General features: G+C 63.2%; 22 protein-coding genes. 16 read left to right on the top strand and 6 right to left on the bottom strand.

The genetic code is table 11. The annotated features are described in order from the left end of the window. Positions 1–30: 30 nt before the first annotated feature. The 11 genes from M5B98_RS06785 to madM all read left to right on the top strand — a co-directional run bounded on the left by M5B98_RS06785 (position 31) and on the right by madM (position 13,751). A complete protein-coding gene (locus M5B98_RS06785; RefSeq protein WP_248742284.1) occupies positions 31–5,946 on the top strand; it encodes an Hpt domain-containing protein in 5,916 nt (1,971 codons plus the stop codon). Beyond that, positions 5,939–6,406: a chemotaxis protein CheW gene (locus M5B98_RS06780; protein WP_248742283.1), complete on the top strand. Its 468-nt coding sequence runs from the start codon at positions 5,939–5,941 to the stop codon at positions 6,404–6,406. Before M5B98_RS06785 ends, M5B98_RS06780 begins: the two co-directional genes overlap by 8 nt. A gap of 99 nt (positions 6,407–6,505) precedes the next feature. Continuing rightward, on the top strand, positions 6,506–8,176 hold the full coding sequence (gene mdcA / locus M5B98_RS06775) for a malonate decarboxylase subunit alpha (protein WP_248739945.1): 1,671 nt from the start codon (positions 6,506–6,508) through the stop codon (positions 8,174–8,176). Then, positions 8,176–9,048, top strand: coding sequence for a triphosphoribosyl-dephospho-CoA synthase (locus tag M5B98_RS06770; protein WP_248742282.1), 873 nt, complete (start codon positions 8,176–8,178; stop codon positions 9,046–9,048). The genes mdcA and M5B98_RS06770 overlap by 1 nt, the downstream gene beginning before the upstream one ends. Beyond that, positions 9,048–9,347 carry a malonate decarboxylase subunit delta gene (locus M5B98_RS06765; RefSeq protein WP_248742281.1) on the top strand — a complete coding sequence of 100 codons (300 nt, stop codon included), beginning with the start codon at positions 9,048–9,050 and terminating at the stop codon, positions 9,345–9,347. Before M5B98_RS06770 ends, M5B98_RS06765 begins: the two co-directional genes overlap by 1 nt. Beyond that, complete coding sequence (locus M5B98_RS06760) at positions 9,340–10,191, top strand: biotin-independent malonate decarboxylase subunit beta (protein WP_248742280.1); 852 nt, start codon at positions 9,340–9,342, stop codon at positions 10,189–10,191. The genes M5B98_RS06765 and M5B98_RS06760 overlap by 8 nt, the downstream gene beginning before the upstream one ends. After that, positions 10,188–10,973 carry a biotin-independent malonate decarboxylase subunit gamma gene (gene mdcE / locus M5B98_RS06755; RefSeq protein WP_248742279.1) on the top strand — a complete coding sequence of 262 codons (786 nt, stop codon included), beginning with the start codon at positions 10,188–10,190 and terminating at the stop codon, positions 10,971–10,973. Before M5B98_RS06760 ends, mdcE begins: the two co-directional genes overlap by 4 nt. Continuing rightward, positions 10,967–11,587 carry a malonate decarboxylase holo-ACP synthase gene (locus tag M5B98_RS06750; RefSeq protein ID WP_248742278.1) on the top strand — a complete coding sequence of 207 codons (621 nt, stop codon included), beginning with the start codon at positions 10,967–10,969 and terminating at the stop codon, positions 11,585–11,587. Before mdcE ends, M5B98_RS06750 begins: the two co-directional genes overlap by 7 nt. After that, positions 11,584–12,504 carry a malonate decarboxylase subunit epsilon gene (gene mdcH, locus M5B98_RS06745; RefSeq protein ID WP_248742277.1) on the top strand — a complete coding sequence of 307 codons (921 nt, stop codon included), beginning with the start codon at positions 11,584–11,586 and terminating at the stop codon, positions 12,502–12,504. Before M5B98_RS06750 ends, mdcH begins: the two co-directional genes overlap by 4 nt. Positions 12,505–12,568: 64 nt before the next feature. Next, on the top strand, positions 12,569–12,985 hold the full coding sequence (gene madL, locus M5B98_RS06740; protein ID WP_007953315.1) for a malonate transporter subunit MadL: 417 nt from the start codon (positions 12,569–12,571) through the stop codon (positions 12,983–12,985). 1 nt (position 12,986) lies between these two features. Beyond that, positions 12,987–13,751: a malonate transporter subunit MadM gene (gene madM, locus M5B98_RS06735; RefSeq protein WP_085709095.1), complete on the top strand. Its 765-nt coding sequence runs from the start codon at positions 12,987–12,989 to the stop codon at positions 13,749–13,751. A gap of 136 nt (positions 13,752–13,887) precedes the next feature. Here the strand turns inward: madM and M5B98_RS06730 are convergent, their stop codons facing one another. After that, a complete protein-coding gene (locus M5B98_RS06730; RefSeq protein ID WP_248742276.1) occupies positions 13,888–14,802 on the bottom strand; it encodes a LysR substrate-binding domain-containing protein in 915 nt (304 codons plus the stop codon). Between the two features lie 141 nt (positions 14,803–14,943). Between M5B98_RS06730 and trhA the strand changes: the two genes are divergently transcribed. Beyond that, positions 14,944–15,561 carry a PAQR family membrane homeostasis protein TrhA gene (trhA, locus tag M5B98_RS06725; RefSeq protein ID WP_114886061.1) on the top strand — a complete coding sequence of 206 codons (618 nt, stop codon included), beginning with the start codon at positions 14,944–14,946 and terminating at the stop codon, positions 15,559–15,561. Here the strand turns inward: trhA and M5B98_RS06720 are convergent. Then, on the bottom strand, positions 15,558–16,469 hold the full coding sequence (locus tag M5B98_RS06720) for a LysR family transcriptional regulator (RefSeq protein ID WP_248742275.1): 912 nt from the start codon (positions 16,467–16,469) through the stop codon (positions 15,558–15,560). The two genes, trhA and M5B98_RS06720, sit on opposite strands and share 4 nt — an antisense overlap. A 108-nt stretch (positions 16,470–16,577) precedes the next feature. On the opposite strand from M5B98_RS06720, the gene M5B98_RS06715 reads away from it, so the two are divergent. Continuing rightward, positions 16,578–17,819, top strand: coding sequence for a D-amino acid dehydrogenase (locus tag M5B98_RS06715; RefSeq protein ID WP_248742274.1), 1,242 nt, complete (start codon positions 16,578–16,580; stop codon positions 17,817–17,819). 11 nt (positions 17,820–17,830) lie between these two features. On the opposite strand, the gene M5B98_RS06710 is transcribed toward M5B98_RS06715, so the two are convergent. Continuing rightward, the gene (locus tag M5B98_RS06710) at positions 17,831–18,550 is read right to left on the bottom strand and encodes a 16S rRNA (uracil(1498)-N(3))-methyltransferase (protein WP_248742273.1); all 720 of its coding nucleotides are present in this window, start codon (positions 18,548–18,550) and stop codon (positions 17,831–17,833) included. A 136-nt stretch (positions 18,551–18,686) separates the two neighbouring features. After that, a complete protein-coding gene (locus tag M5B98_RS06705; RefSeq protein WP_248742272.1) occupies positions 18,687–20,093 on the bottom strand; it encodes an adenosylmethionine--8-amino-7-oxononanoate transaminase in 1,407 nt (468 codons plus the stop codon). A gap of 223 nt (positions 20,094–20,316) precedes the next feature. On the opposite strand from M5B98_RS06705, the gene M5B98_RS06700 reads away from it, so the two are divergent. The 3 genes from M5B98_RS06700 to M5B98_RS06690 all read left to right on the top strand — a co-directional run bounded on the left by M5B98_RS06700 (position 20,317) and on the right by M5B98_RS06690 (position 23,538). Then, on the top strand, positions 20,317–22,113 hold the full coding sequence (locus M5B98_RS06700) for a flavin monoamine oxidase family protein (RefSeq protein ID WP_114886052.1): 1,797 nt from the start codon (positions 20,317–20,319) through the stop codon (positions 22,111–22,113). 248 nt (positions 22,114–22,361) lie between these two features. Next, complete coding sequence (locus M5B98_RS06695) at positions 22,362–22,913, top strand: cytochrome b (protein WP_119427560.1); 552 nt, start codon at positions 22,362–22,364, stop codon at positions 22,911–22,913. A gap of 31 nt (positions 22,914–22,944) precedes the next feature. Further along, complete coding sequence (locus tag M5B98_RS06690) at positions 22,945–23,538, top strand: YceI family protein (protein ID WP_085731599.1); 594 nt, start codon at positions 22,945–22,947, stop codon at positions 23,536–23,538. Between the two features lie 69 nt (positions 23,539–23,607). Here the strand turns inward: M5B98_RS06690 and M5B98_RS06685 are convergent, their stop codons facing one another. Together M5B98_RS06685 and M5B98_RS06680 are read right to left on the bottom strand one after the other, a co-directional pair. After that, positions 23,608–25,485 carry a DEAD/DEAH box helicase gene (locus M5B98_RS06685; RefSeq protein ID WP_248739960.1) on the bottom strand — a complete coding sequence of 626 codons (1,878 nt, stop codon included), beginning with the start codon at positions 25,483–25,485 and terminating at the stop codon, positions 23,608–23,610. A gap of 222 nt (positions 25,486–25,707) precedes the next feature. After that, positions 25,708–26,520: a substrate-binding periplasmic protein gene (locus M5B98_RS06680; protein WP_248742271.1), complete on the bottom strand. Its 813-nt coding sequence runs from the start codon at positions 26,518–26,520 to the stop codon at positions 25,708–25,710. Positions 26,521–26,648 lie beyond the last annotated feature (128 nt).

Genomic DNA, 26,648 nt, shown 5'->3' with positions numbered 1-26,648 from the left:
GCGGGCGAGATCATGTCGAGCGGAGTGGTTATGGGCGACCGGCACGACTACGTGGCCCTCGAATGGGTCAAGGGCGAAATTGCCGAAACGCTGAGGCAGGCGCATCAGGCCATCGAAGCCGTGCTCGATGATCCGCAGTCGGTGCCCGGGCTGGACGAGTGCCTGGCGTGCATCCATCAAGTCCACGGCAGTCTGCAGATGGTCGAGTTCTACGGCGCGGCCTTGCTCGCCGAAGAGATGGAACATCTGGTCGAAGCCCTGCAGAACGACCGCGTCAGCCACCGCGACGAAGCCTTGCACCTGCTGTTGCAGGCCTTCGGTCAACTGCCGACCTACCTCGACCGCGTGCAAAGTGCTCGCCGTGACTTGCCGCTGGTGGTGCTGCCGTTGATCAACGATCTGCGCAGCGCCCGGGGCGAAAGCCTGTTGTCCGAGACCAGCCTGTTCAGCCCGCAATTGCCGGAGCTGCCGCCGCTGAGCCCGCAAGCGCTGGCCCTGCTGGAGCCGGCGGAACTGCCCAATGTGCTGCGCAAATTGCGGCAGATGTTGCAGATGGCGCTGGTGGGTCTGCTCCGCGAGCAGGACGACCAGACGCACCTCGGTTACCTCAGTAAAGTCTTCACCCGCCTCGAAGCCTTGAGCGGCGATGCGCCGCTGAGCCCGTTGTGGCAGGTCGCTTCGGCACTGGTCGAGGGCATGCGCGAAGGGCGAATTGCCAACAGCCCGGCCCTGCGCAGTCTGTTCAAGGACGCCGACAAGGAACTCAAGCGCCTGCTCGAACAAGGCATGGCCGGCCTCAACCAGCCCCCGCCACCCGAGCTGTTCAAAAGCCTGCTGTTCTATATTGCCAAAGCCGAACATCCCACCGGGCAGATGCTGACCATGAAAGATCGCTACTCCCTGGACGACGCGTTGCCCGACAGCGCGATGGTCGACGAAGAACGCGCGCGCCTGGCCGGCCCTGACCGCGATGCCATGCGCTCGGTGCTCGCGGCGTTATGCGAAGAGCTGGTGCGGGTCAAGGAACGCCTCGACCTGTTCGTGCGCAGCGACCGCCAGCACACCTCGGATCTGGACAGCCTGCTGGCGCCGTTGCGGCAGATCGCCGACACCTTGGCGGTGCTCGGTTTCGGCCAGCCGCGCAAGGTCATCATCGATCAGCTGGCGGTGGTGCTCAGCCTCGCTCAGGGCCAGCGCGAACCGAACGACGCCACGCTGATGGACGTCGCCGGCGCCTTGCTCTACGTCGAAGCGACGCTGGCCGGGATGGTCGGCACGGTGGAGCCGGAGAGCCCGGAAGACTCGCGCCTGCCCACCACCGACCTGACGCAGATCCACCAGATCGTGATCAAGGAAGCACGCATCTGCCTGCAACAGGCCAAGGACATGATCGTCGACTACATCGACGCCGACTGGGATCGCCAGCAACTGCAACCCTTGCCGGCGCTGCTGACCCAGGTGCGTGGCGCGTTGGCAATGATTCCGCTGACCCGTGCGGCGAGCCTGCTGGAAGCCTGCAACGGCTTCATCCGCGAGCATCTGCTGCTCGATCCCCACGAGCCGGGCTGGCAGCAACTGGACAACCTCGCCGATGTCATCACCAGTCTCGAGTATTACCTCGAACGCCTGACCGATGACCCACAGGCACCGAGCGAGCAATTGCTGGATGTCGCGCAGAAGAGCCTGGCCTGTCTCGGCTACTTTCCTGACGAGCCGCCCAGCGAGCAGCGTGTACCCGTGCTCGAGGATGTGCTCAGCCCCAGCGAAGCGCTGGTCATGCAGGACCTGCAGGAACTCGATGACCCACAAATCGCCCAGTCGCTGGCCGATGTGCTGGCCAGCCCGGTGTCAGCGGTCAACCCGCCCGCGTTGACCACGCCCGGCAGCCTGCTGCCACCGCCCGCCGATGAAGAACCGGTGGACGATGAATTGCGTGAAGTGTTCCTCGAAGAGACCGAGGAAGTGCTCGATGTGTTGCGCGACTACCTGCCGCGCTGGACCGCCGATCCGCAGGACCGTGCAGCCCTCAGTGAGCTGCGCCGGGCCTTTCACACCCTGAAAGGCAGCGGGCGCATGGTGCGCGCGCTGGTGCTCGGCGAACTGGCCTGGGCGGTGGAGAACCTGCTCAACCGTGTGCTGGAGCACAGCGTAGAACCGAGCCCGGCGGTGCAGCAATTGCTGGCCGATACGTTGCTGTTGCTGCCGGACCTGATCGCCGAATTCGCCATCAACCACCAACGCCAGCGTCAGGATGTCGATCAACTGGCGGCTCGCGCCCATGCATTGGCCAAGGGCGACACGCCGCTGCCGGCCGAAGACGTGGAAGACGTCGCGGCGCTCGATCCGCTGTTGCTGGAGATCTTCCGCAACGAAGCCGAAACCCACCTCGCCAGCCTCAACCGCTTTCTCGATCAGGCCGCCGTACACGTGCCATTGCAGGCCAGCGATGAATTGCAACGTGCGCTGCACACCCTCAAGGGCAGCGCCTCGATGGCCGGCGTATTGCCGATCGCCGAGCTGGCGGCGCCGCTGGACAAACTGGCCCGGGAGTTCAAGGCCCATCAACTGGCCCTGGACCTGGACGAAGTTGAGCTGCTGCTGGAGGCCGAAGGCCTGTTCCGCGTCGGTCTGCGCCAGCTCAAGCATGATCCGCTGGCGCCGATTGTCGGTGCGCAGTCGCTGATCAAGCGTACAGACACCCTGCTGAGCGAACGCCTCGAATCCATCCTCAATGCACCGAGCAGCGCCCTGCGGGTCAAGCGCGATCCGCAACTGATCAACAACTTCCTGGCCCAGGGCATGGACATCCTGCTGGATGCTGAAAACCTCTTGCAGCGCTGGCAGCAGCACCCCGGCGAACGCCAGGAACTCAGTGCGCTGCTGGATGAACTGACGACCCTCGGCGAGGCCGCGCACCTGGCGGATCTGCTGCCGGTGGACGTGTTGTGCGAAGCCTTGCTGGATTTGTATGGCGCGGTGGAAGAAAGCAGCCTCGCGGTCAGCGAGCGGTTTTTCCATGAGGCGCAGCAGGCCCACGAAGCGCTGATCAACATGCTCGACGAACTGGCCGCCGGCCAGGAAATCACCCCGCAACCCCAGCGCATCCGTGCGCTGCACGAGCTGCTCGACGAAGGCCTCGACCCGTCGGCCATGGGCCTGATCCGCAGCGACGGCAGTCGAACCCTGAGTATTTCCGAACTGGGCAGCGCCACTGCCGAACTGCAAAAAAGCACCAGCGGGATCGGCGCGGATGACGAGATCGTCGAGATCTTCCTCGAAGAGGCGGTGGACATTCTCGACAGCGCCGGACAAGCCTTGCAGCGCTGGTTGAACGACCCGGAAAACGGTGCGCCGCTGTCGTCGCTGCAACGGGACCTGCACACTCTCAAGGGCGGTGCGCGGATGGCCGAGGTCGAGGCGGTCGGCGACCTGGCCCAGGAGCTGGAGAACCTTTACGAAGGCCTGGTGGATCGCCGCTACAACCACAGCGATGCGTTGGGGCGACTGTTGCTGCAAAGCCATGAGCGACTGGCGTTGTACCTCGATCAACTGCATGACCATCAACCGCTGAAACCGGCGCTGGACCTGATCGACGCGATCCGCCAGTTCCGTCAGGGCCAGTCAGGCGCTTCCGAGACGCCGCCCGAAGCCGCCAGCCATGACGCCGCCGGACACGACCCGGAGCTCCTGGAAATCTTCCTCGAAGAAGGTTTCGACATCATCGAAAACTCCGGCGCCGCGCTGCTGCGCTGGCAGGCCGAACCCGGCAACCGTCAGGAAGTGGAAACCCTGCTGCGCGATCTGCACACCCTCAAGGGTGGCGCGCGGATGGTGGAGATCGGCCCGATTGGCGACCTCGCCCATGAGCTCGAATACCTTTACGAAAGCCTGTCCTCCGGCACCCTGCACAGCAGCGCCGAACTGTTTGCCCTGTTGCAGCGCGGCCATGACCGGTTGGCGCAGATGCTCGATGCGGTGCGCGCCGGCCAGCCATGCCCGCCGGCGGATCGACTGATCGGTGCGATCCAGAATTTCAGCCACCCGGTGGCGGTGGAAGCGCCTGCGCCGATACTGCCGGTGCCCTTGAAGACCGAACCCGCCGCGCCCGCTGCCGAGGCCGGCGCGGACATGGTCAAGGTTTCCGCCGAACTGCTTGATGAGCTGGTCAACCTTGCCGGCGAAACCTCGATTTTCCGTGGGCGTATCGAGCAGCAAGTCAGCGATGCGCAGACCGCGCTGAACGAAATGGAAACCACCATCGAGCGTATGCGCGACCAGTTGCGCCGGCTCGACACCGAAACCCAGGGGCGGATCCTCAGCCGTCAGCAAGTGGACGCCGAACGTCTGGGCTACGAAGAATTCGATCCGCTGGAAATGGATCGCCATTCGCAGTTGCAGCAGTTGTCCCGGGCCCTGTTCGAATCCGCTTCCGACCTGCTCGACTTAAAGGAAACCCTCGACCGCCGTACCCACGACGCCGAGAACCTGCTGCAACAGCAAGGCCGGATCAACACCGAATTGCAGGAAGGCCTGATGCGCACGCGCATGGTGCCGTTCGAGCGCATGCTGCCGCGACTCAAACGCATCGTCCGTCAGGTCGCCGAAGAGCTGAACAAGGACGTGGCGTTCACCGTCGGCAACGCTGAAGGCGAGATGGATCGCAACGTTCTCGAACGCATGGCGGCGCCGCTGGAGCATATGCTGCGCAACGCCGTCGACCATGGTCTGGAGCCCGCCGAGGTGCGACTCGCTGCCGGCAAACCGGCTCAGGGTCAGATCAGCCTGGACCTGTCCCGTGAGGGCAGCGACATCGTTTTCGACATCCGCGACGACGGCGCCGGGGTGCCGCTGGACGCGGTGCGGCGCAAAGCGATCAAGCGCGGCCTGCTGGCGCCGAACGCGGAAATCAGCGACCGCGAAGTGTTGCAGTTCATCCTGCAACCGGGCTTCTCCACCGCCGAGAAAATCACCCAGATTTCCGGGCGCGGCGTGGGCATGGACGTGGTCCACGAAGAAGTGCGGCAACTGGGCGGCACCATGAGCATCGATTCGGTGCCGGGGCAGGGCGTGCATTTTCGCATTCGCCTGCCGTTCACCGTGTCGGTCAACCGGGCGCTGATGGTGCAGTGCGGTGAGGATCAGTACGCGATTCCGCTGAACACCATCGACGGTATCGTTCGCGTGTTGCCGAATGAACTGGACGGGCATTTCCGTCACGATCCGCCGCGCTACGAGTACGGCGGCCAGCGATATGAACTGTGCTATCTGGGCGAGCTGCTGAAAACCGCGCCACGGCCGAAACTGCTCGGCCAGAGCCTGCCGCTGCCGGTGCTGCTGGTGCAGTGCAACGACCGGCACATCGCGGTGCAGGTCGACGCTATGGCCGGCACCCGGGAGATCGTGGTCAAGAGCCTCGGCCCGCAATTCGCGGCGGTGCAGGGTGTGTCCGGGGCAACGATTCTCGGCGATGGCCGGGTGGTGCTGATCCTCGATCTGCTGGCGCCGATCCGCGCGATGCAGGCGCGGTTGCCGCAACGTCCGGCCAGTCACGAGATCGACAGCGAACCGCAGAAGCCGTTGCTGGTGATGGTGGTCGATGACTCGGTCACCGTGCGCAAGGTCACCAGCCGCCTGCTCGAACGCCACGGCATGAACGTGCTGACCGCCAAGGATGGGGTCGACGCCATGCTGCTGCTGGAAGAACACATGCCGGACCTGATGCTGCTCGACATTGAAATGCCGCGCATGGACGGTTTCGAAGTGGCGACCCAGGTGCGCCACGATGAACGCCTGCAACACCTGCCAATCATCATGATCACCTCGCGCACCGGGCAGAAACACCGCGACCGCGCCATGGCCATCGGCGTCAACGACTACCTCGGCAAGCCGTACCAGGAATCGGTGCTGCTCGAAAGCATTGCCCTGTGGAGCAAAAAACATGCATGAGCGGCGTCACAACCAACGCAGCAGCCAGCTCACCGGGCTGCTGTTGCCGCTGGCCGACCGGAATCTGATCCTGCCCAACGTCGCTGTCGCCGAGCTGATCGACTATCAGTCCAGCGCCTTCGATCTCGATACACCGTCGTGGTATCTGGGCCGGGTGACCTGGCGCGAGCGGCAGATTCCGTTGCTGAGTTTCGAGTCGGCGTGCGGCAACAAGATCGTCATCGGCGAACGGGCCCGGATCGTCATCCTCAACGCCCTCGGCGGGTTGCCGACGCTGCGTTTCATTGCCTTGCTGGTGCAGGGGATTCCACGCTCGTACAAGCTCGACAGCCAGTTGAGTTATGTCGACGTGCCGTTGTGTGCGCTGGAGCAGGCGGCGGTGCAGGTCGGGGAACAGGTGGCGAAGGTGCCGGATCTGTTGGCGCTGGAGAGATTGTTGGTGGATGCCGGCCTGGCATGATCGTTACTCCAGGCGTAACGATCACGCGCCGCGCTTGATTGATGCCCCCACCCGACACTCCTAAGGTAGCTCCACGACAGCGAACCCCGTGGAGTGAGCATGACAACAACAATTTCCCCCGACTCGCGCTGGACGCGGCGGCGCGACGAGAAGCAGCGGCGCCTCGACAAGGTGCGCGGGCTGGCCGACGGTGCGGTGTTGCCCAGCGACAGGATCGTCGCGGCGCTTGAGGCGCTGATCCTGCCCGGCGACCGTGTGGTGCTGGAGGGCAACAACCAGAAGCAGGCGGATTTCCTTTCCCGTGCCCTGGCCAAGGCTGATCCCGAGAAGCTCCACGACCTGCACATGATCATGCCCAGCGTCGGACGCTCCGAACATCTGGACCTGTTCGAACGCGGCATCGCCCGCAAGCTCGATTTCTCCTTCGCCGGCACCCAGAGCCTGCGCATCAGCCAGTTGCTCGAAGACGGCCTGCTGGAAGTCGGCGCGATCCACACCTACATCGAACTCTACGCCCGGCTGGTGGTGGACCTGATTCCCAACGTCGTGCTCTCGGCCGGGTTCATGGCCGACCGGGCCGGCAACATCTACACCGGCCCAAGCACCGAAGACACCCCGGCGCTGATCGAACCAGCGGCGTTCAGCGACGGCATCGTCATCGTCCAGGTCAACCAACTGGTGGACGACGTCAGCGAACTGCCCCGCGTGGACATTCCCGCGTCGTGGGTGGATTTCGTGGTGGTGGCGGACAAGCCGTTCTACATCGAACCGCTGTTCACCCGCGACCCTCGGCACATCAAGCCTGTGCATGTGCTGATGGCGATGATGGCGATCCGTGGCATCTACGAAAAACACAACGTGCAGTCGTTGAACCACGGCATCGGTTTCAACACCGCCGCCATCGAACTGATCCTGCCGACCTACGGCGAATCCCTCGGCCTCAAGGGCAAGATCTGCCGTAACTGGACCCTCAATCCGCACCCGACTTTGATCCCGGCGATTGAAAGCGGCTGGGTCGAAAGCGTGCATTGCTTCGGCACTGAACTGGGCATGGAAAACTACATCGCCGCCCGTCCCGACGTGTTCTTCACCGGCCGCGACGGCTCGTTGCGTTCCAACCGGATGTTCTGCCAACTGGCCGGGCAATACGCGGTGGACCTGTTCATCGGCGCAACCCTGCAAGTCGATGGTGATGGCCATTCTTCAACCGTTACCCGAGGCCGCCTTGCCGGTTTCGGTGGCGCACCGAACATGGGCCACGACCCGCGCGGCCGTCGTCACGGCACCCCGGCGTGGCTCGATATGCGTCATGACGATTCGCAGCAACCGATGCTCGAACGCGGCAAGAAGCTCGTGGTGCAAATGGTCGAGACCTTCCAGGAGGGCGGCAAACCGACCTTCGTCGAAACCCTCGACGCGGTGGAGGTGGCGAAGAAAAGCGGCATGCCGCTGGCGCCGATCATGATCTACGGCGACGACGTCACTCACTTGCTCACCGAAGAGGGCATCGCCTACCTGTACAAGGCGCGTTCGCTGGAAGAGCGTCAGGCGATGATCGCCGCCGTTGCGGGTGTCACCGCCATCGGCCTGCGCCACAACCCGAAAGACACCGAGCGCATGCGCCGCGAAGGGCTGATCGCCTTGCCCGAAGACCTCGGCATCCGTCGTACCGACGCCACTCGCGAACTGCTCGCGGCGAAGAGCGTGGCCGATCTGGTCGAGTGGTCCGGCGGCCTCTACAACCCTCCCGCCAAGTTCAGGAGCTGGTAATGCACGCACTCAACCTGAAAGCGAAACCTGTTTCCTTGGCCGACCGGTTAGCGGATCTGGCCGTGGACGCGCTGATCGACGAGGCCGACCTGTCGCCGAAACCGGCGCTGGTCGACCGTCGCGGCAACGGTGCGCACACCGACCTCCACCTGGGGTTGATGCACGCCTCGGCGCTGGCCTTGTGGCCAGCGTTCAAGGAAATGGCTGAAGCCGCGCTTGAGTTCGGCGAGATCGGCTTGCCGCTGCGCGAAGCCATTGGCCGCATTGGGCGGGAAGGCGAGCAAGCGATGCTCGCCACCACCCACGGCGTGAACACCCATCGCGGTGCGATCTGGGCGCTGGGCCTGCTGGTCACGGCGGCTGCGCTGGAGACGAAATCCACCAGCGCTGGCGCCGTTACCCTGCGCGCCGCACGTCTGGCGTTGCTCGATGACCGTTATGCGCCGCGCCCGCTGAGCCACGGCGCGCAAGTCGCCCAACGCTATGGTGCTCGCGGTGCCCGGGAAGAAGCGCAGCTCGGCTTCCCCTCCGTGGTGCAACGAGGTCTGCCGCAGCTCAAGCGCAGCCGCGCCGCCGGCCATGGCGAACAGAACGCCCGGCTCGATGCCTTGCTGGCGATCATGACCGACCTTGCCGACACCTGCGTGCTGTACCGCGCCGGCGAACCGGGCCTGCACGTCATGCAGCACGGCGCTCAAGCGGTGCTCGACGCCGGGGGCAGTGCCAGCCTCACCGGTCGCCGCCGCCTGCACGAACTTGATCAACAACTCATCGCATTGAATGCCTCGCCCGGTGGCGCCGCCGACTTGCTTGCCGCCACGCTGTTGCTCGACCGGATCGAGCGCGACGGCATCCTTCAGGGAGCGTTTTGATGGAAACCTTATCCTTTGAATTCCCCGCCGGGCAGCCGCCACGCGGCCGGGCGCTGGTCGGTTGTGTCGGCTCGGGCGATCTGGAAGTGCTGATCGAACCGGGCCTGGCCGGCAGGCTGACGATCAATGTGCAGACCTCGGTCAACGGTGCGCAGCAGCGCTGGCAGCATCTGTTTGCGCGGATGTTCGACGGCACCACGCCACCGGCGATGGCCATCGATATCCACGACTTCGGCGCGACCCCGGGCGTGGTTCGCCTGCGACTGGAACAAGGCTTCGAGGAGATCGGCCATGACTGACACCTCGGCACTTTTGCACAAACATTCGTTCGTCGAACTCGGCGCTCGGCAGCGGGCGAAAGCCTTGCTCGACACCGGCACCTTCCGCGAACTGCTCGACCCGTTCCAACGCGTCATGTCGCCATGGCTCGAACGCCAGGACGTTGTGCCACAGGCCGATGACGGCGTGGTGATCGCCAAGGGCAGACTCGACGGTTTGCCGGTGGTGATCGCGGCGATTGAGGGCGCGTTTCAGGGTGGCAGCCTCGGTGAGGTCGGCGGCGCCAAAATCGCCGGCGCGCTGGAACTGGCCGCCGAAGACAACCGCAAAGGCATCCCGACCCGCGCCATTCTGCTGCTGGAGACCGGCGGCGTGCGCTTGCAGGAAGCCAACCTCGGACTGGCGGCGATTGCCGACATTCACGCGGCGATTGTCGATCTGCAGCAGAACCAACCGGTGGTTGGTGTGGTGGCCGGCAGCGTCGGTTGCTTTGGCGGCATGTCGATTGCCGCCGCCCTGTGCAGCTACTTGCTGGTGACCCAGGAAGCACGCCTCGGCCTGAACGGCCCGCAGGTGATCGAGCAGGAAGCCGGGATCGAGGAATACGACTCCCGCGACCGGCCGTTCATCTGGAGCCTGACCGGCGGTGAGCAACGTTTCGCCAGTGGCCTGGTGGATCGCTATGTCGCCGATGACGTGGCGCAGATTCGCCAGCAGGTCGGCGAATTGCTGCAACAAGGCTTGCCGCTGCAACCGCGCAGTCAGCGGGCCGAGTGGTTCCTGCAACGCCTGACGAGCCTGGACACTGACAAGCAAATCGAGCCTTCGGTGGTTCGCGATCTGTTTCAAGGAGAGCGCTCATGAGTGGTTATTCCGTGCGCGGTTTGAACTGGTTCAACGCCTTGAGCGCCGGGGCGAATGCCGTTGAAGGTTTACCGCCATCGCTGAAGGTTGCCGACGGGCCACTCGGGCGTTTTATCGCCGTGGTCGCCGATCCGCAAAACCGTTTCCCTCGGGCTCGCAACGGCGAAGTCGGATTGCTCGAAGGCTGGGGCCTGGCCAAGGCTGTGGAGGATGCAATCACCGCCGACCGCGACAAAACGCAAAAACGCCCACTGATTGCCATCGTCGATGTGCCGAGCCAGGCCTATGGCCGCCGCGAAGAAGCCCTAGGCATTCATCAGGCCTTGGCCGGTGCGGCAGATGCTTACGCCCGCGCACGTCTGGCCGGGCATCCGGTGATTGCGCTGCTGGTGGGCAAGGCCATGTCCGGGGCGTTTCTGGCCCACGGTTATCAGGCCAACCGCTTGATCGCCCTGCGCGATCCGGGGGTGATGGTGCATGCGATGGGCAAGGCATCGGCGGCGCGGGTGACCCTGCGCAGCGTCGAAGAGCTGGAAGCCCTGGCCTCCAGCGTGCCGCCGATGGCCTATGACATCGACAGCTATGCCAGCCTCGGATTGCTCTGGGAAACCTTGTCAGTGCAACAGATCGAACAGCCGACAGCGGAGGATCTGGCGCGGGTCGGCGAATGCCTGAAGCAGGCCATCGGCAATATTGGCGCGACGGATTTGAGCAATCGTCTCGGCGCGAAGAATCGCGAAGCCTCGAGTCGCGTACGTGAGCTGTTGAGGGCGCAGTGGTGAACAGCGTTCTCACCCACGACCTGCTGTGGGGCATGACGCCTGAGCAGTTGCCGGCGGATGCGCCGCAGTGGGCGATTGATTCGCTGGCGGCCGGGCAACCGGTAGTGGTGCGGCGGGCGCTGAGTGAAGACGGGTTCGTGGCGGTGGGCGTGCGCGGTCGGTTGCGCGAGCAGCGGCTGGCGGCGTTCATGCCTGTCGATTCGATTGCCTGTCGGGTCAGCCCGGAAGCGCTTTGTCAGGTCGAGAGCGAACGTGATCTGCCGGTCATGCGGGCGCTCCGGCAACTGCGGCCGATGCTCGATGATTGTGGTTGGATCTGGGGCGTCAGTGGCAGTGTCGGATTCGAATTGGCCAGCGGTTTTAAAGCGATGCATGAGGCCAGCGATCTCGATCTGATCCTGCGTGCGCCGCAACTCGTCACCCGTAATCAGGCACGCAAACTGGTTGCGATTTTCGATCAAGCAATCTGCCGGGTCGACCTGCAGTTGCAGACGCCATTCGGTGCCGTTGCCCTGCGCGAATGGGCCGGGAACGCTTCGCGGGTGCTGCTGAAAAACGCCCATGCGGCCTGTCTGGTGTCTGATCCGTGGAACCCGCAGGAGCAGGCAGCGTGAGCAGCCTGCTGGTGTTTCCCGGTCAGGGCGCGCAGCAGCCCGGCATGCTCCAGCGTTTGCCTCGGGAAACGTTGATCGAGGCCAGCGACGGGCTCGGAGAAGATGTCTTGCGCCTGGATTCCAGCGAAGCGTTGCGCAGCACCCGGGCGGTTCAGCTTTGCTTGCTGATCGCCGGCGTCGCGGCCTCGCGGCAGTTGCTGCAGGACGGACTCACCGCCGATTACGTCGCCGGCCTGTCCATCGGTGCCTACCCGGCAGCGGTGGTCGCCGGCGCGTTGAGCTTCAGCGATGCGTTGCATCTGGTCAGCCTGCGGGGTGAGTTGATGCAGCAGGTTTATCCACAGGGCTTCGGCATGACCGCGATTATCGGCCTGCAATTATCCACAGTTGAAACGCTGCTGGCGCAGGTGCACGGCGCAGAAACGCCGGTGTACCTGGCCAACATCAATGCCGATAACCAGGTGGTGATTGCCGGCAGCGACAAGGCGATGCAAGCGGTCGCCGAGCTGGCGCGCAGTCGTGGTGCCGGGCTGGCAAAACGTCTGGCGGTCAGCGTGCCGTCGCACTGCACGCTGCTGGATGAACCTGCGCAAACTCTCGCCGAAGCGTTCAAAAAGGTTGAACTGAAAACACCGAAAATCGCTTACCTGAGCGGCAGTCGCGCCAGGCCTGTGACCAAGGTAGAAGCGCTGCGCGACGATCTCGCCTTCAACATGTGCCGCGTGGTGGACTGGCGCGGCACCGTGCAAAGCGCCTACGAGCGCGGCGTGCGACTACAGATCGAACTGCCGCCCGGTGCGGTGCTGACCGGGCTGGCGCGCCGGGTGTTTGAACAGGGGACTGTCACTGCCTTTGACAGTGCCCGGCTCGACACCTTGCAGGCGCTGTTGCGAGAGGAGGAGGGCCGACGACCCTAAATCACCGACTCAGGCTTCGAACAACAAAAACAACATTCGACGATGCACTTTGAGGACTACAACAATGATTATTTACGGTGTGGCGCTGTTGGCGATCTGTACGCTGGCAGGGGTGATCATGGGTGACCTGCTCGGCGTGTTGCTGGGGGTCAAATCCAACGTCGGCGGGGTCGGCATCGCGATGATCCTGTTGATCTGCGCGCGGCTGTGGATGCAAAAACGCGGTGGCATGACCAAGGATTGCGAGATGGGCGTCGGCTTCTGGGGCGCCATGTACATTCCGGTGGTGGTGGCGATGGCCGCGCAACAGAACGTCGTCACCGCCCTGCACGGCGGCCCGGTGGCAGTGCTGGCGGCGATCGGTTCGGTGGTGGTCTGTGGCTGCACCATTGCCCTGATCAGCCGCACCCACAAGGGCGAGCCGTTGCCCGATGAACCGGCGGAAATCTCCCCGGTCGGCACACCCGTAGGAGGTCGCTGACATGTGGGATCTCATTGAAAAGGGTCTGGAACACAACGGTCTGATCACTGCGTTCGCCTTCGTCGGCGTGATCATGTGGGTCTCGGTGATTCTCTCCAAACGCCTGACGTTCGGGCGGATTCACGGCTCGGCGATTGCCATCGTCATCGGCCTGGTGCTGGCGTGGGTGGGCGGCACCATGACCGGTGGCCAGAAGGGCCTGGCGGATCTGTCGCTGTTCTCTGGTATCGGCCTGATGGGCGGCGCGATGCTGCGGGATTTTGCCATCGTCGCCACGGCGTTCGAGGTGCAGGCAACCGAGGCGAAGAAGGCCGGGTTGATTGGCGTGATCGCGTTGCTGCTGGGCACGATCCTGCCGTTCATTGTCGGCGCGTGTATGGCTTACGCGTTCGGTTATCGCGATGCCGTGAGCATGACCACCATCGGCGCAGGCGCGGTGACCTACATCGTCGGCCCGGTGACCGGCGCGGCGATTGGCGCGACCTCGGATGTGATGGCGCTGTCGATTGCCACCGGGTTGATCAAGGCGATTCTGGTGATGGTCGGTACCCCGGTGGCGGCGCGCTGGATGGGCCTGGATAACCCGCGTTCGGCGATGGTGTTTGGCGGGCTGGCCGGGACGGTGAGTGGCGTGACGGCGGGGCTGGCGGCGACGGATCGGCGGTTGGTGCCTTATGGGGCGTTGACCGCTACTTTCCACACTGGGCTTGGCTGCCTGCTTGGGCCTTCGCTGCTGTTCTTCATCGTGCGCGGGATTGTGGGCTAGGTTCGGATTCTGGGTTGTCGGGTCTGACGCCATCGCTGGCAAGCCAGCTCCCACAGGTTTTGTGTTGTAGGAAGATTTTCGAATCAGCACAAATCCCTGTGGGAGCTGGCTTACCAGCGATGCAGGCGACTCGGGTTCAGGTCTGGCGATTCGCATACATCCGACACTCCGCCAACAACGCCAGCAAATTCGGATCCCGCTCCTTGGCCTTCAAAAACACCACGCCAATGTGCTGCTGCAACCGGTACTTCTCCTGCAACGGAATCAGCTTCACCCGGTTCTCGTACACCGCCGCAATCCTCCCCGGCAGCAACGCATAACCGACCCCGGAGCTGACCATGCTCAGCAGGGTGAAGATGTCGTTGACCTGCATCGCCACCTTCGGCTCGAACCCCGCCTGCCTGAACACCCGGATGCCGTCCTGATGGGTGGCGAAGCCCTGGGTGAGGGTGATGAAGGTTTCGTCGCGCACCTCCGCCAAGTCCACTTCGCTGCGTTGGGCAAAGCGGGAATCGGCGGGGGTGGCGAGGAAGATGTCGTCGGAAAACAGCGGAATCTGCTCGCAGTCCGGGTCGTTGACGCTGTCGTCCAGCGACACCAGGATCGCGTCGACTTCCATGTTTTTCAGCTTGTAGAGCAGGTCGATGTTCGAGCCGAGGATCAGGTCGATGTTGAGTTCGCTGCGGCGGATCTTCAAACCCATGATCAGCTGCGGCACGGTCTTCACCGTCAGCGAATACAGCGAGCCGAGCTTGAAGCGTTCGGCCGAGAACCCGGCGGCTTCGCGGGTCAGGCGCACGCTTTCGACCACGTCCTGAATCAGCTTCTGCGCCCGCTCTTCGAGTACGTAGGCACTTTCCAGCGGTGTGAGGTTGCGTCCTTCGTGCTTGAACAGCGGGCAGCGCAAGGCGCTTTCCAGCGAATGGATCGCACGGTGCACGCTGACGTTGCTGGTCTGCAATTCAGCGGCGGCGCGGGCAAGGTTGCCGGTGCGCATGAAGGCGAGGAACACCTCGAGTTTCTTCAGGGTCAATTCTTCGTCGATCAGCATGGCGCGGACTCTTCTTGGTATCGCTCGATTGTGCCCAAATATCAGGACAGGTGCAGGCCCGCGTTGAACGGAAACATTGCGCTTTTACGCTCAAGGCCCGAGCCTTGCGCGCTGCGGTAATGAAATCGAGGTGTGCGACACATGTATCACGGAGAAAAACTGAACGCCTGGACGCATCTGGTCGGGGCGGTAGCGGCGTTTGTCGGGGGCGTCTGGATGCTGGTGATCGCCAGCCTCGACGGCAGCCCGTGGAAGATCGTCAGCGTGGCGATTTACGCCTTTACGTTGCTGGTGCTCTACAGCGCATCCACCGTGTATCACAGCGTGCGCGGGCGCAAGAAAGCGATCATGAAGAAGGTCGATCACTTTTCGATCTACCTGCTGATCGCCGGCAGTTACACGCCGTTCTGTCTGGTGACCTTACGTGGGCCGTGGGGCTGGACGTTGTTCGGAATCGTCTGGGGGCTGGCGCTGATCGGCATCCTGCAAGAGATCAAGCCGCGCTCCGAGGCGCGGATCCTGTCGATCGTGATCTACGCGGTGATGGGCTGGATCGTGCTGGTGGCGGTCAAGCCGCTGATCGACGCGCTGGGGACGGCGGGGTTTGCCTGGCTGGCGTCGGGCGGCGTGTTGTACACCGTGGGGATCATCTTTTTTGCCCTTGATCACCGGTTGCGGCATGCGCACGGGATCTGGCATTTGTTTGTGATCGCCGGGAGTCTGCTGCACTTTGTGGCGATTCTGTTTTACGTCCTTTAAGGGCGCATCAGTCGGTCGAGTTGTTCCCGGGCGCGCTGACTGAAGATCTGCAGCAAATCATTCAAGTTGTGGGGCGGAGGTTCGGTGGCGCGGGTCACGGCGTACAGCGTGATCGGCAGCGGCGGGGCGAGGGGGCGGATAGTGGTGGTGGCCGATGAGGCACCGAGCGCGGTGAACGGGTCGATTACCGCCACGCCAGCTCCGGATTCAACCATCGCCCGGGCCAGTGAGTACGTCTGCACGGCGATCCGCACACGCGGCGGCGGCTCGACCGCTTCCAGATAACTGTCGAGGCGGGCGGCCAGCGGGTCGGCGCTGGACAGCCCGATCAGCGGCGCTCCGGCCAGAGCCATCAGCGGCAACGGCTGACCGGCGTCTTCCTCCGGCCAATAACCTTTCGGCGCCAGCGCTACCAACACACCCGCTGCCAATGCCTGCGCCTTCAGCCCCGGGTGGTCCGGCAACTGCAACGTCAGGGCCACGTCCACTTCGCGCATCAGCAGGTTCTGCATCAGCTCGCGGCTGTGGGCGCTCGACAGTTCGCAGGCGATGTCCGGGAACTGCGCGGTCCAATGCTGGATCGCCGGCGGCAGCAATGACAGCGCCAGCGCCGGGGTCGCGCCGATGCGCAAGCTGCGGCCGGGCTCACGGCGCAGGCTCTGGGCGAGACGCCGCACGCCTTGCAGGCTTTCCGTGACCTTGTCGACTTCGCGCTCCAGTTCAAGCGCTTCCGGGGTCGCCTGCAATTTACCGCGCACCCGCAGAAACAATGGAAAGCCCAACTGCTGCTCGGCGTGCTGCAGCACTTTGGTCACCGCCGGTTGCGAGACGTGCAGCAATTGCGCAGCGGCGCTGACCGAGCCGGTCTGGCGAATGGCCTGGAAAATCTCGATGTGACGAAGGCGCATGACGATCCCATAACCTTTTTATATAGGCCTGGCATCTTTATTCATTGTTCGGCGCCTGTCACCTCACCCTAACCTCGGCCTCGTCTTCAAAAAGAATTAAGGACGGACATGGCTCAGCGAGTGTGCATCATCGGCGGCGGTGTGATTGGCCTGGCAACGGCCTATGCGCTGGTGCGCGACGGCTTCGAGGTGACAGTGGTCGAGGCGCGGCAGTCGCTGGGCAGCGAAACCAGTTTCGCCAACGGCGGTCAGTTGTCCTATCGCTACGTTGCGCCGCTGGCCGATGCCGGCGTGCCGTTGCAGGCCATCGGCTGGATGCTGCGCGGCGACTCACCGCTCAAGTTGCGCCCGCGTCTGGACCCGGCGCAGTGGCGCTGGATGGCGTCGTTTCTTGCCGCGTGCCGCACCTCGGTCAACCGGAAAAACGCGGCGCATCTGTTGCGTCTGGCGCTGTTCAGCCAGAGCACGCTGAAACGCTGGCGCGAGGACGACGGGCTCGTCGGCTTCAACTGGCGGCGCAACGGCAAACTGGTGACCTTCCGCAACGCCGCCAGCTTCGACCATGCGCGCAGGGGCCTGGCCGATCCGCAACAACAGCAGGTGTTGTCCGCCACCGAATGTGCGCAACTGGAACCGGCACTGGCCGATGCGCCATTTGTGGGCGCGATCTACACACCCGATGAAGAAGTCGGCGACTGTCACGGCTTCTGCCAACAGTTGGCCGCGCGATTGAAGGCGTCGGGCCGCTGCGAGTTTCGCCTCGGTCAGGCAGTGACCGGCATTCGCCACAACGTCGGCGCCGTCACGGCCATTGAGCTAGGTGAAGAAACCCTGCCGGTCGAACAACTGGTGATCGCCGCCGGCCATCGCAGCCCGTTGCTGGCGCTGCCCGGCCTGCGCCTGCCGCTGTATCCGCTGAAGGGCTACAGCCTGACCGTGCCGATTGGCAGCGGGCATCGGGCGCCGGACGTGAGCATCACCGACTACGACCGCAAGATCGTCTACGCGCGCATCGGCGAACAGTTGCGCGTGGCGGCGATGGTCGACATCGTCGGTTTCGACCCGGCGGTGGACCCCGAACGGCTGGAGCTGATCAAGCGCCAGGCCCGCAACACCTTTCCCGACGCCGGCCACTACGACGCCGCCGTCGAATGGGCCGGCATGCGCCCGGCCACCCCCACCGGCGTTCCGCTGCTGGGCGCCACGGCGTATCGCAATCTGTGGCTTAACCTCGGCCACGGCGCGCTGGGTTTCACTCTGGCCTGCGGCAGCGGGCAGTTGCTCAGCGAACTGATCGGCCAGCAGCGCACATCCATTGATCTGTACGGGTTCAATCCCCGTGCGGCGTGAACGCCAAATGCTTAGAAATCACCCCACAGTTGCTGCGCCACCGCCAGCGCCACAACCGGCGCCGTCTCGGTACGCAGCACGCGCGGGCCGAGGCGGGCGGCGTGGAAGCTGTTGCCCTTGGCCTGCTCGACTTCGGCGTCGGACAAACCGCCTTCGGGGCCGATCAGGAATGCCAGGGTCGATGGTTTGGCGTGGCTGACCAAAGGCTCGGCCACCGGGTGCAGAACCAGTTTCAGTTCGGCTTCGGTCTGTTTCAGCCAGTCGGCCAGCAGCACCGGCGGATGAATCACCGGCACCCGTGAACGACCGCATTGCTCGCAAGCGCTGATCGCCACCTGGCGCCAGTGCAGCAGGCGTTTGTCGGCGCGTTCGTCCTTGAGGCGGACTTCGCAACGTTCGCTGAAGATCGGGGTGATTTCGTTGACGCCCAGTTCGGTGGCTTTCTGGATCGCCCAGTCCATCCGCTCGCCCCGGGACAGACCCTGGCCGAGGTGGATGTGCAACGGCGATTCAACCTGACCGGCGAACTGCTCGTCGATCTGCACCACGACGCGCTTCTTGCCGACTTCTACCAACGATCCGCGAAAGTCGTGGCCGGAACCGTCGAACAACTGCACCGCATCGCCCTGGGCCATGCGCAGCACGCGGCTGATGTAATGCGCCTGGGCTTCCGGCAGTTCGTGTTCGCCGGTGCTGAGCGGGGCGTCGATAAAGAAGCGGGACAGTCTCATTCGGAGTCTCTGAAAAGGATCATTGTTCGTTGTGCAACTTTGTGGGAGCGAGCCTGCTCGCGATTGGATCGGCGAGTTGTATCAGACAGTTCGCGGCGTCCGCATCGCGAGCAGGCTCGCTCCTACATGAAATCAATCAGCCCGGATCACGGAACCCGGGATGGAAATCCTTCGGCACGGCCACGCTGACACTGTCGCGGGTAGCGATGTCGATGCCTTCGCTGGCGACTTCGGCGAGGAAGTCGATCTGCTCCGGGGTGATCACGTACGGCGGCAGGAAATACACCACGCTGCCCAGCGGGCGCAGCAACGCGCCGCGGCCCAGAGCATGCTGGAACACTTTCAGGCCGCGACGTTCCTGCCACGGATAAGCCTCTTTCGTGGCCTTGTCCTTGACCATCTCGATGGCCATGACCATGCCGGTCTGACGGACTTCCGAAACATTCGGATGATCCACCAGATGCGCGGTCGCAGACGCCATGCGTTGAGCCAAGGCCCGGTTGTTCTCGATCACGTTGTCCTGTTCGAAGATATCCAGGGTCGCCAATGCTGCCGCGCAGGCCAGCGGGTTGCCGGTGTAGCTGTGCGAATGCAGGAAGGCGCGCAGGGTCGGGTAATCGTCGTAGAACGCGCTGTACACCTCGTCGGTGGTCAGGCACGCCGCCAACGGCAGATAACCGCCGGTCAGGGCTTTCGACAGGCACAGGAAGTCCGGACGGATGCCGGCCTGTTCGCAGGCAAACATGGTCCCGGTACGACCGAAACCGACGGCGATTTCATCGTGGATCAGATGTACGCCGTAGCGGTCGCAGGCTTCGCGCAGCAGCTTGAGGTACACCGGGTGATACATGCGCATGCCGCCGGCGCCCTGGATCAGCGGCTCGAGGATCACGGCCGCAACGCTGTCATGATTTTCCGCCAGCGTCTGCTCCATGGCCGCGAACATGTTGCGCGAGTGCTCTTCCCAGCTCATGCCCTGCGGGCGCAGGTAGCAATCCGGGCTCGGCACCTTGATGGTGTCCATCAGCAGGGCTTTGTAGGTCTCGGTGAACAGCGGCACGTCGCCGACCGCCATCGCCGCCATGGTTTCACCGTGGTAGCTGTTGGTCAGGGTGACGAAGCGTTTCTTGTTCGGCTGGCCGCGGTTGAGCCAGTAGTGAAAGCTCATTTTCAGCGCGACTTCGATGCAGGACGAACCGTTATCGGCGTAGAACACCCGATTCAGGCCTTCCGGCGTCATCTTCACCAGACGCTCGGACAGTTCGATCACCGGTTGATGGCTGAAACCGGCCAGAATCACGTGCTCCAGCTGATCGACCTGATCCTTGATGCGCTGGTTGATACGCGGGTTGGCGTGGCCGAACACGTTGACCCACCAGGAACTGACGGCGTCCAGGTAGCGCTTGCCTTCAAAGTCCTCCAGCCAGACGCCTTCACCGCGCTTGATCGGAATCAGCGGCAGCTGTTCGTGGTCTTTCATCTGGGTGCAGGGATGCCACAACACCGCGAGATCGCGTTGCATCCACTGGTTGTTCAGGCCCATGTTCAGTCTCCTCGAGGCGGCTCGCGTCAGGCGCGGGCAAACAATCGCGCAAGCCTATGCAATGCGTCGCGCCGGGACAACCCATTGCGTCGATTGAGCTACTTTGTATGGGCCGATAGACGTCGCTGGCGGCGTTTTGATGGCTGACGTATTCTTCGCGGTTCTTTGGGTCGTCTGACCCGCAAAACTGCTTTTTCCTACGTGTTTTTCCGGAGTTCGCTGAATGTCTGTCGGTTGGCTGCGCGCCTGTGCGCTTGTGGTGTTGGGGCTTTTCAGCGTTACGGCGCTGGCCAAGGATAAAACCGCGATCGTGATCGGCGGCGGCCTGTCGGGCCTGACCGCGGCTTACGAGCTGCAGAACAAGGGCTGGCAGGTCACGCTGCTGGAAGCCAAGCCGAGCCTGGGCGGCCGCTCGGGCATGGCCACCAGCGAGTGGATCGGCAACGACAAGGCGCAGCCGGTGCTGAACAAGTACGTCTCGACTTTCAAGCTGAGCACCACGCCGGCCCCTGAATTCGTGCGTACCCCGGGTTACCTGATCGATGGCGAGTATTTCTCTGCCGCCGACCTGGCCACCAAGCAACCGGCCACCGCGCAGGCGTTGAAAACCTTCGAGAAAACCCGTGACGATCTCGCGCGTTCGATCGACGATCCGCAGAACCCTGCGGCGACCAACACTCTTCACGCGCTGGACCAGATCAACGTGTCGAGCTGGCTCGACAAGCAGAACCTGCCTGCCACCGCGCGTCAGCTGATCAACCAGGATATCCGTACCCATTACGACGAACCGTCGCGTCTGTCGCTGCTGTACTACGCACAGCAGAGCCGTGTTTATCGCGGCGTGTCCGACCGTGACATGCGCGCTTCGCGTCTGGTCGGTGGCAGCCCGGTGCTGGCCCAGGCCTTCGTCAAACAACTGAAAACCATCAAGACCAGCTCGCCGGTTTCCGCGATCGTTCAGGACAAGGACGGCGTGACCGTCAAAGTCGGCAGTGTCGGCTATCAGGCAGACTACGTTGTGCTGGCGGTGCCTTTGCGCGCCCTCGACAAGATCCAGCTGACCCCGGCCCTGGATGCCCAGCACCTGGCCGCGATCAAAGGCACCAACTACGGCTGGCGCGACCAGATCATGCTGAAGTTCAAGACGCCGGTCTGGGAAAGCAAGGCGCGGATGTCCGGCGAGATCTACAGCAACACCGGCCTGGGCATGTTGTGGATCGAACCGGCCTTGAAGGGCGGCGCGAACGTGGTGATCAACCTGTCCGGCGACAACGCCCGCGTCATGCAGGCCTTCGGCGACAAGCAGATGGTCGATCAGGTGCTGATCCGTCTGCACGCGTTTTATCCACAGGCCCGTGGCGCGTTCACCGGTTATGAAATCCGTCGCTACAGCACCGACCCGTCAACCGGCGGTTCGTACCTGGCCTTCGGCCCGGGCCAGATCAGCAAATACTGGCGTCTGTGGGAGCGTCCGCTGCAGCGCGTAGCGTTTGCCGGCGAACACACCGACACCCTGTACCCGGGCACCCTGGAAGGCGCACTGCGCACCGGTCAGCGTGCGGCCAGTCAGGTTGAAGACCTGGCGGCAGGCAAATCCTTCGAACCGATCAAGGTCGGCCCGGCGGCGGCCACCGCAGCAGCGGCGGCAGGCGCAGCAGGTGCGGCCACGGCGGCGAAGAAAGGCAACTTCTTCACCAACCTGTTCGGTGGTTCGGATGACGAGAAGAAACCAGAGCCAGTAAAAGCCCCAGAGCCGGCACCTGCTCCAGCCGCTCCGGCGCCTGCACCGACTCCGGCACCTGCGCCAGCCCCGGTGGAAGCGCCGAAGCCAGCGGCCCCGGTGAAGGCCGAGCCAGCCAAGAAAGCACCGGCCAAGCCGGCAGCGAAAAAACCTGCGGCCAAGACCGAGGCGAAAAAAGCCCCGGCCAAACCGGCAGCGAAAAAGGCTGAACCGGCGAAGAAGCCAGCCGCAAAACCGGCTGCGGCCCCGGCTGCAGCGACCGATACCAAAGCGCAGTAAGGCTTTGCGGTGAATGAAAAAGCGCGGCTTTCAGGCCGCGCTTTTTTATTGCCTGTGAAACAGCAAGCATTCTGTGTTTGCTCGCTCGCCAGCTAATCTCCCGTCACACTTTTCCCCTTTAATCTTTCCTTAACTCCCTTGTTCAAGACTCTTGATCGTATTTCTCGATATTTCAAAGCGAAATTTTCCGCTTTAATTCGATAGATAACTCGCTAGTCTTGGTTCGCAGTTCTCACAGGATTTGGGCAATGCAGCTACGTAACTCTTCTTCGCGCTACGGTTGGGTCAGCATCTTCATGCACTGGGGTGTGGCGCTGGCGGTCTTCGGGCTGTTCGCGCTCGGTCTGTGGATGGTGGGGCTGGATTACTACAGCACCTGGCGCAAAGACGCGCCGGATCTGCACAAGAGCATCGGTCTGGTGCTGCTGGCTGTGATGGTGTTGCGGGTGCTGTGGCGCTTTGTCAGCCCACCGCCGCCAACGCTGCAGAGCTACAGCCGCATGACCCGCATCGGCGCCAGGTTCGGCCACGGGTTTCTGTACCTTGCGCTGTTCGCCGTGATGATTGCCGGTTACCTGATTTCCACCGCAGACGGTGTCGGGATCCCGGTGTTTGGCCTGTTTGAAGTTCCTGCACTGGTTTCCGGACTACCGGATCAGGCAGATACCGCCGGGGTGATTCACTTGTACCTGGCGTGGGCACTGGTAATTTTTTCCGGTCTCCATGCGTTGGCAGCATTGAAGCACCACTTTATCGATCGTGATGCGACCCTCACTCGAATGCTCGGTCGCAAAGCCTGAAGCTCAACCTCGACTCAAAGGAAAAGAAAGCATGTTGAAAAAGACTCTGGCCGCTCTGGCAATCGGTTCTGCCGTGCTGTCCGCCAACGTAATGGCCGCTGACTACACCGTCGACAAAGAAGGCCAGCACGCCTTCGTCGACTTCAAGATCAGCCACCTGGGCTACAGCTACATCACCGGTACCTTCAAGGACATCAGCGGCAAGTTCAGCTTCGATGCTGCCAAGCCTGAAGACAGCAAGATCGAGTTCGACGTGAAGACCGCCAGCGTGTTCACCAACCACGCCGAGCGTGACAAGCACATCGCCAGCAAAGACTTCCTGGACGTGGGCAAATTCGCTGACGCCAAGTTCGTTTCCACCAGCGTCAAATCCACCGGCAAGAACGCCGATGGCAAAGACACTGCCGACGTGACCGGTGACCTGACCCTGCACGGCGTGACCAAGCCGATCGTGGTCAAGGCCACTTTCCTGGGTGAAGGCAAGGATCCATGGGGCGGCTACCGTGCCGGCTTCGAAGGCACCACCAGCATCAAGCGTTCTGATTTCGGCAAGATGATGGACCTGGGTCCACAGTCCGACAAAGTCGACCTGTACATCTCGTTCGAAGGTGTCAAAGCGAAGTAATTTTCGCTTGGCACACAAAAACGCCCCCGGTCTTGCGACCGGGGGCGTTTTTTATTGCCTTGTCGAAACTCAGCGATTGCGGGTCAGCAAGGCCGGCTTCTCACCGCGTGGGCGGCTTGGCAGTTGATCCAGCTGCTCAGGCGTCGGGAAGCGGTCGGCTTTCGATTCCTTGTGCATGATCTTCGGGCCGCTGCTGCGCGGGTTCTGCACGGCCGGTTCGGCACGTTGCTGATCGTCACGGGCCGGACGGCGGTTGCGCGAATTTTCGTCGCGACGACCCTGACCATCACGCGGGGCACCGTTACGCGGGCCGTTGCGTTTGCCCGGCGGGGTGCCGGTGCTCGAGCCGTTGCTGTTGCGCGGGCCGTTCTGACGACCTTGCGACTGGCCGCCGCGTGGAGCGCCCGAACCTGCGCCTTGCGCCGGAGCGCCAGGACGACGGTTGCGACCACCGGCCGGAGCCTGCTTCGGCACGTAGTCAACGCGGTTACCGAAGTTATCGATATCGTCGTCGAGGAACTCGTCCGGTGCACGATCAGCCGCAGCACGTGGCGGCTGGCTTGGCTGACGCTGTTCGCGGGCCGGGGTGCCTTCGCGTGGTTTCTGCTGGCGGGCTGGACGTTCGCCACGCTCACCGCGTTCGCCGGCAGGTTTTTCCTTGCCCTTGTCCTTGCCTTTGTCTTTACGACCGCCGCCACCGCCGCCGCCATTCGGGCCGTCGCCGCGCGGGCCACGACCGTTGCGCGGGTTGCGCATGTCCGGACGCTCGCGCACTTCAGGCTTCTCGGCCTCGATGGTGCTGGCGTCGAAGCCCATCAGGTCGCCGTCGGCGATTTTCTGCTTGGTCATGCGTTCGATGCTTTTCAGCAGTTTCTCTTCGTCCGGCGCGACCAGCGAGATCGCCTCGCCCGAACGACCGGCACGGCCGGTACGGCCGATGCGGTGCACGTAGTCTTCATCGACGTTCGGCAGTTCGAAGTTGACCACGTGTGGCAACTGGTCGATGTCCAGGCCGCGCGCCGCGATGTCGGTGGCAACCAGGATGCGCACCTGGTTGGCCTTGAAGTCGGCCAGGGCTTTGGTGCGGGCGTTCTGGCTCTTGTTACCGTGGATCGCCACAGCCGGCAGGCCGTGTTTGTCCAGGTACTCGGCCAGACGGTTGGCGCCGTGCTTGGTGCGGGTGAACACCAGCACCTGTTCCCACGCACCGGCGGTGATCAGGTGGGCCAGCAGCGCACGCTTGTGGCTGGCCGGCAGACGGAAGACGCGTTGTTCGATGCGCTCGACCGTGGTGTTCGGCGGCGTCACTTCGATGCGTTCCGGGTTGTGCAGCAGCTTGCCGGCGAGGTCGGTGATGTCTTTGGAGAAGGTCGCCGAGAACAGCAGGTTCTGGCGCTTGGCCGGCAGGCGGGCGAGGACTTTCTTCACGTCATGGACAAAGCCCATGTCGAGCATGCGGTCGGCTTCGTCCAGCACGAGGATTTCAACGTGGGACAGATCGATGCTGCCCTGGCCGCACAGGTCGAGCAGACGACCCGGGCAGGCAACCAGTACGTCCACACCACGGGACATGGCCTGAACCTGCGGGTTCATGCCGACGCCGCCGAAGATGCAGGCGCTGACGAATTTCAGGTCACGGGCGTAGATCTTGAAGCTGTCGTGTACCTGGGCCGCGAGTTCGCGGGTCGGGGTCAGGACCAGGACGCGCGGCTGGCGCGGGCCGTGGCGCTGGGATTTGTCCGGGTGACCGTTGGGGAACAGCCGCTCCAGGATCGGAAGGGCGAAACCGCCGGTTTTACCGGTACCTGTCTGTGCCGCAACCATCAGGTCGCGACCTTGCAACACGGCGGGAATGGCCCGCTGTTGCACCGGAGTAGGCTCGGTATAGCCCGCGTCTTCGATAGCGCGGACCAAAGCCTCGGAGAGACCGAGGGAAGCAAAGGACATGAGTAATCCTGTTTTAGTTAGGGCTTGGCCCAATGGGAGTCTTGCCTGGCGCGAATGGCGTTTAAGAGGACGCAATCCCGTCCGGTCCTGCTGCGGTTCCGAAGGCACGTCCGGAGCGCTCGCGCGGGCTGAAGAGCTGCGCTGTAGCGGGTCGGGAGGCCTGTTACGGTTCCGGGCGTCCGGGCGTGAGCCTGGCGGGAACGCCGGAGTATAACAGAGCTATCACTGCGCGCCCCTTTCCTGCTGCTCAACGGTTTTGCCGCTGGCGGTGGCGCTGCTCAAGGGTTTTTCCGAAACCGGGGCTGCACCGTAGCGTGCGCTCAACTCGGCATAGGCCGGCTCGCGCTTGAAACGCTTGAGCTCGGCGCCGAAGCGTTGCACCAGCAAATCCATCCCTGCATTGCGCCGCACGGCCAGAAACTGGCTCTGGCGGCTAATGACGGTGGGGTTTTCGGTGATCTGATCGCGGATATTCAGTTCATCGAGCAAATGCTGACCCACGCGGCGATCGGTGATCAGCAGGTCGATGCGCCCGCGCACCAGTTTGCCGAAATTGGCTTCATGGGTCGGGGCCGGTTCCCGGTTGAACAGGGTCGATTCACTGAAGTCGGGGCTGTACAGATAACCCGGCGAGGTACCGATGGTCAGGCCCTTGAGGTCTTCAAGGCTGCGAAAAGGGTGCGGTCGGTCGTTGGCGTAGAACATCACGAACTCGACGTCCGACAGCGGTTCGCTCGGATAGAGCAGGGTGGCGTCGCGTTCGTCGCTGTGAAAGATGTCCAGCGCACCGTCGGCCTGGCCGGTTTCGAGCATCGACAGGCAACGCTTCCATGGCAGGAACTGCCACTCGACATCGATGCCGAGGCGTTTGAACACGATGGCAGTGGTTTCGTAGTCCAGCCCGAGGTTCTTGCCGTTCTCTTCGTAAACGTACGGCGCCCACGGTTCGGTGACGATACGCAGCTTCTCGCCTTGAGCCGCAAAGCTCAGGCAAGCAAAAACCAGCACGGCGAATAACTGCGTGATCAAAGGCATGACTTGAGATTACGACGAGAAACGCCAAAGAGCCAGAAACTGGCTGCAGAAGCTCTGTTTCGGGCCTTAAAAGCAAAAGATCGCAGTTGCGACAACCCACCAGGAGCTGTCGAAACTTGCGATCTTCT

The sequence above is a fragment of the Pseudomonas sp. MWU12-3088 genome (assembly GCF_023242405.1).
Classification (GTDB): Bacteria; Pseudomonadota; Gammaproteobacteria; order Pseudomonadales; family Pseudomonadaceae; genus Aquipseudomonas; species Aquipseudomonas kribbensis.
Note: the sequence above shows the minus strand (reverse complement) of the source record. Positions and strands in the feature narration are given on the sequence as shown.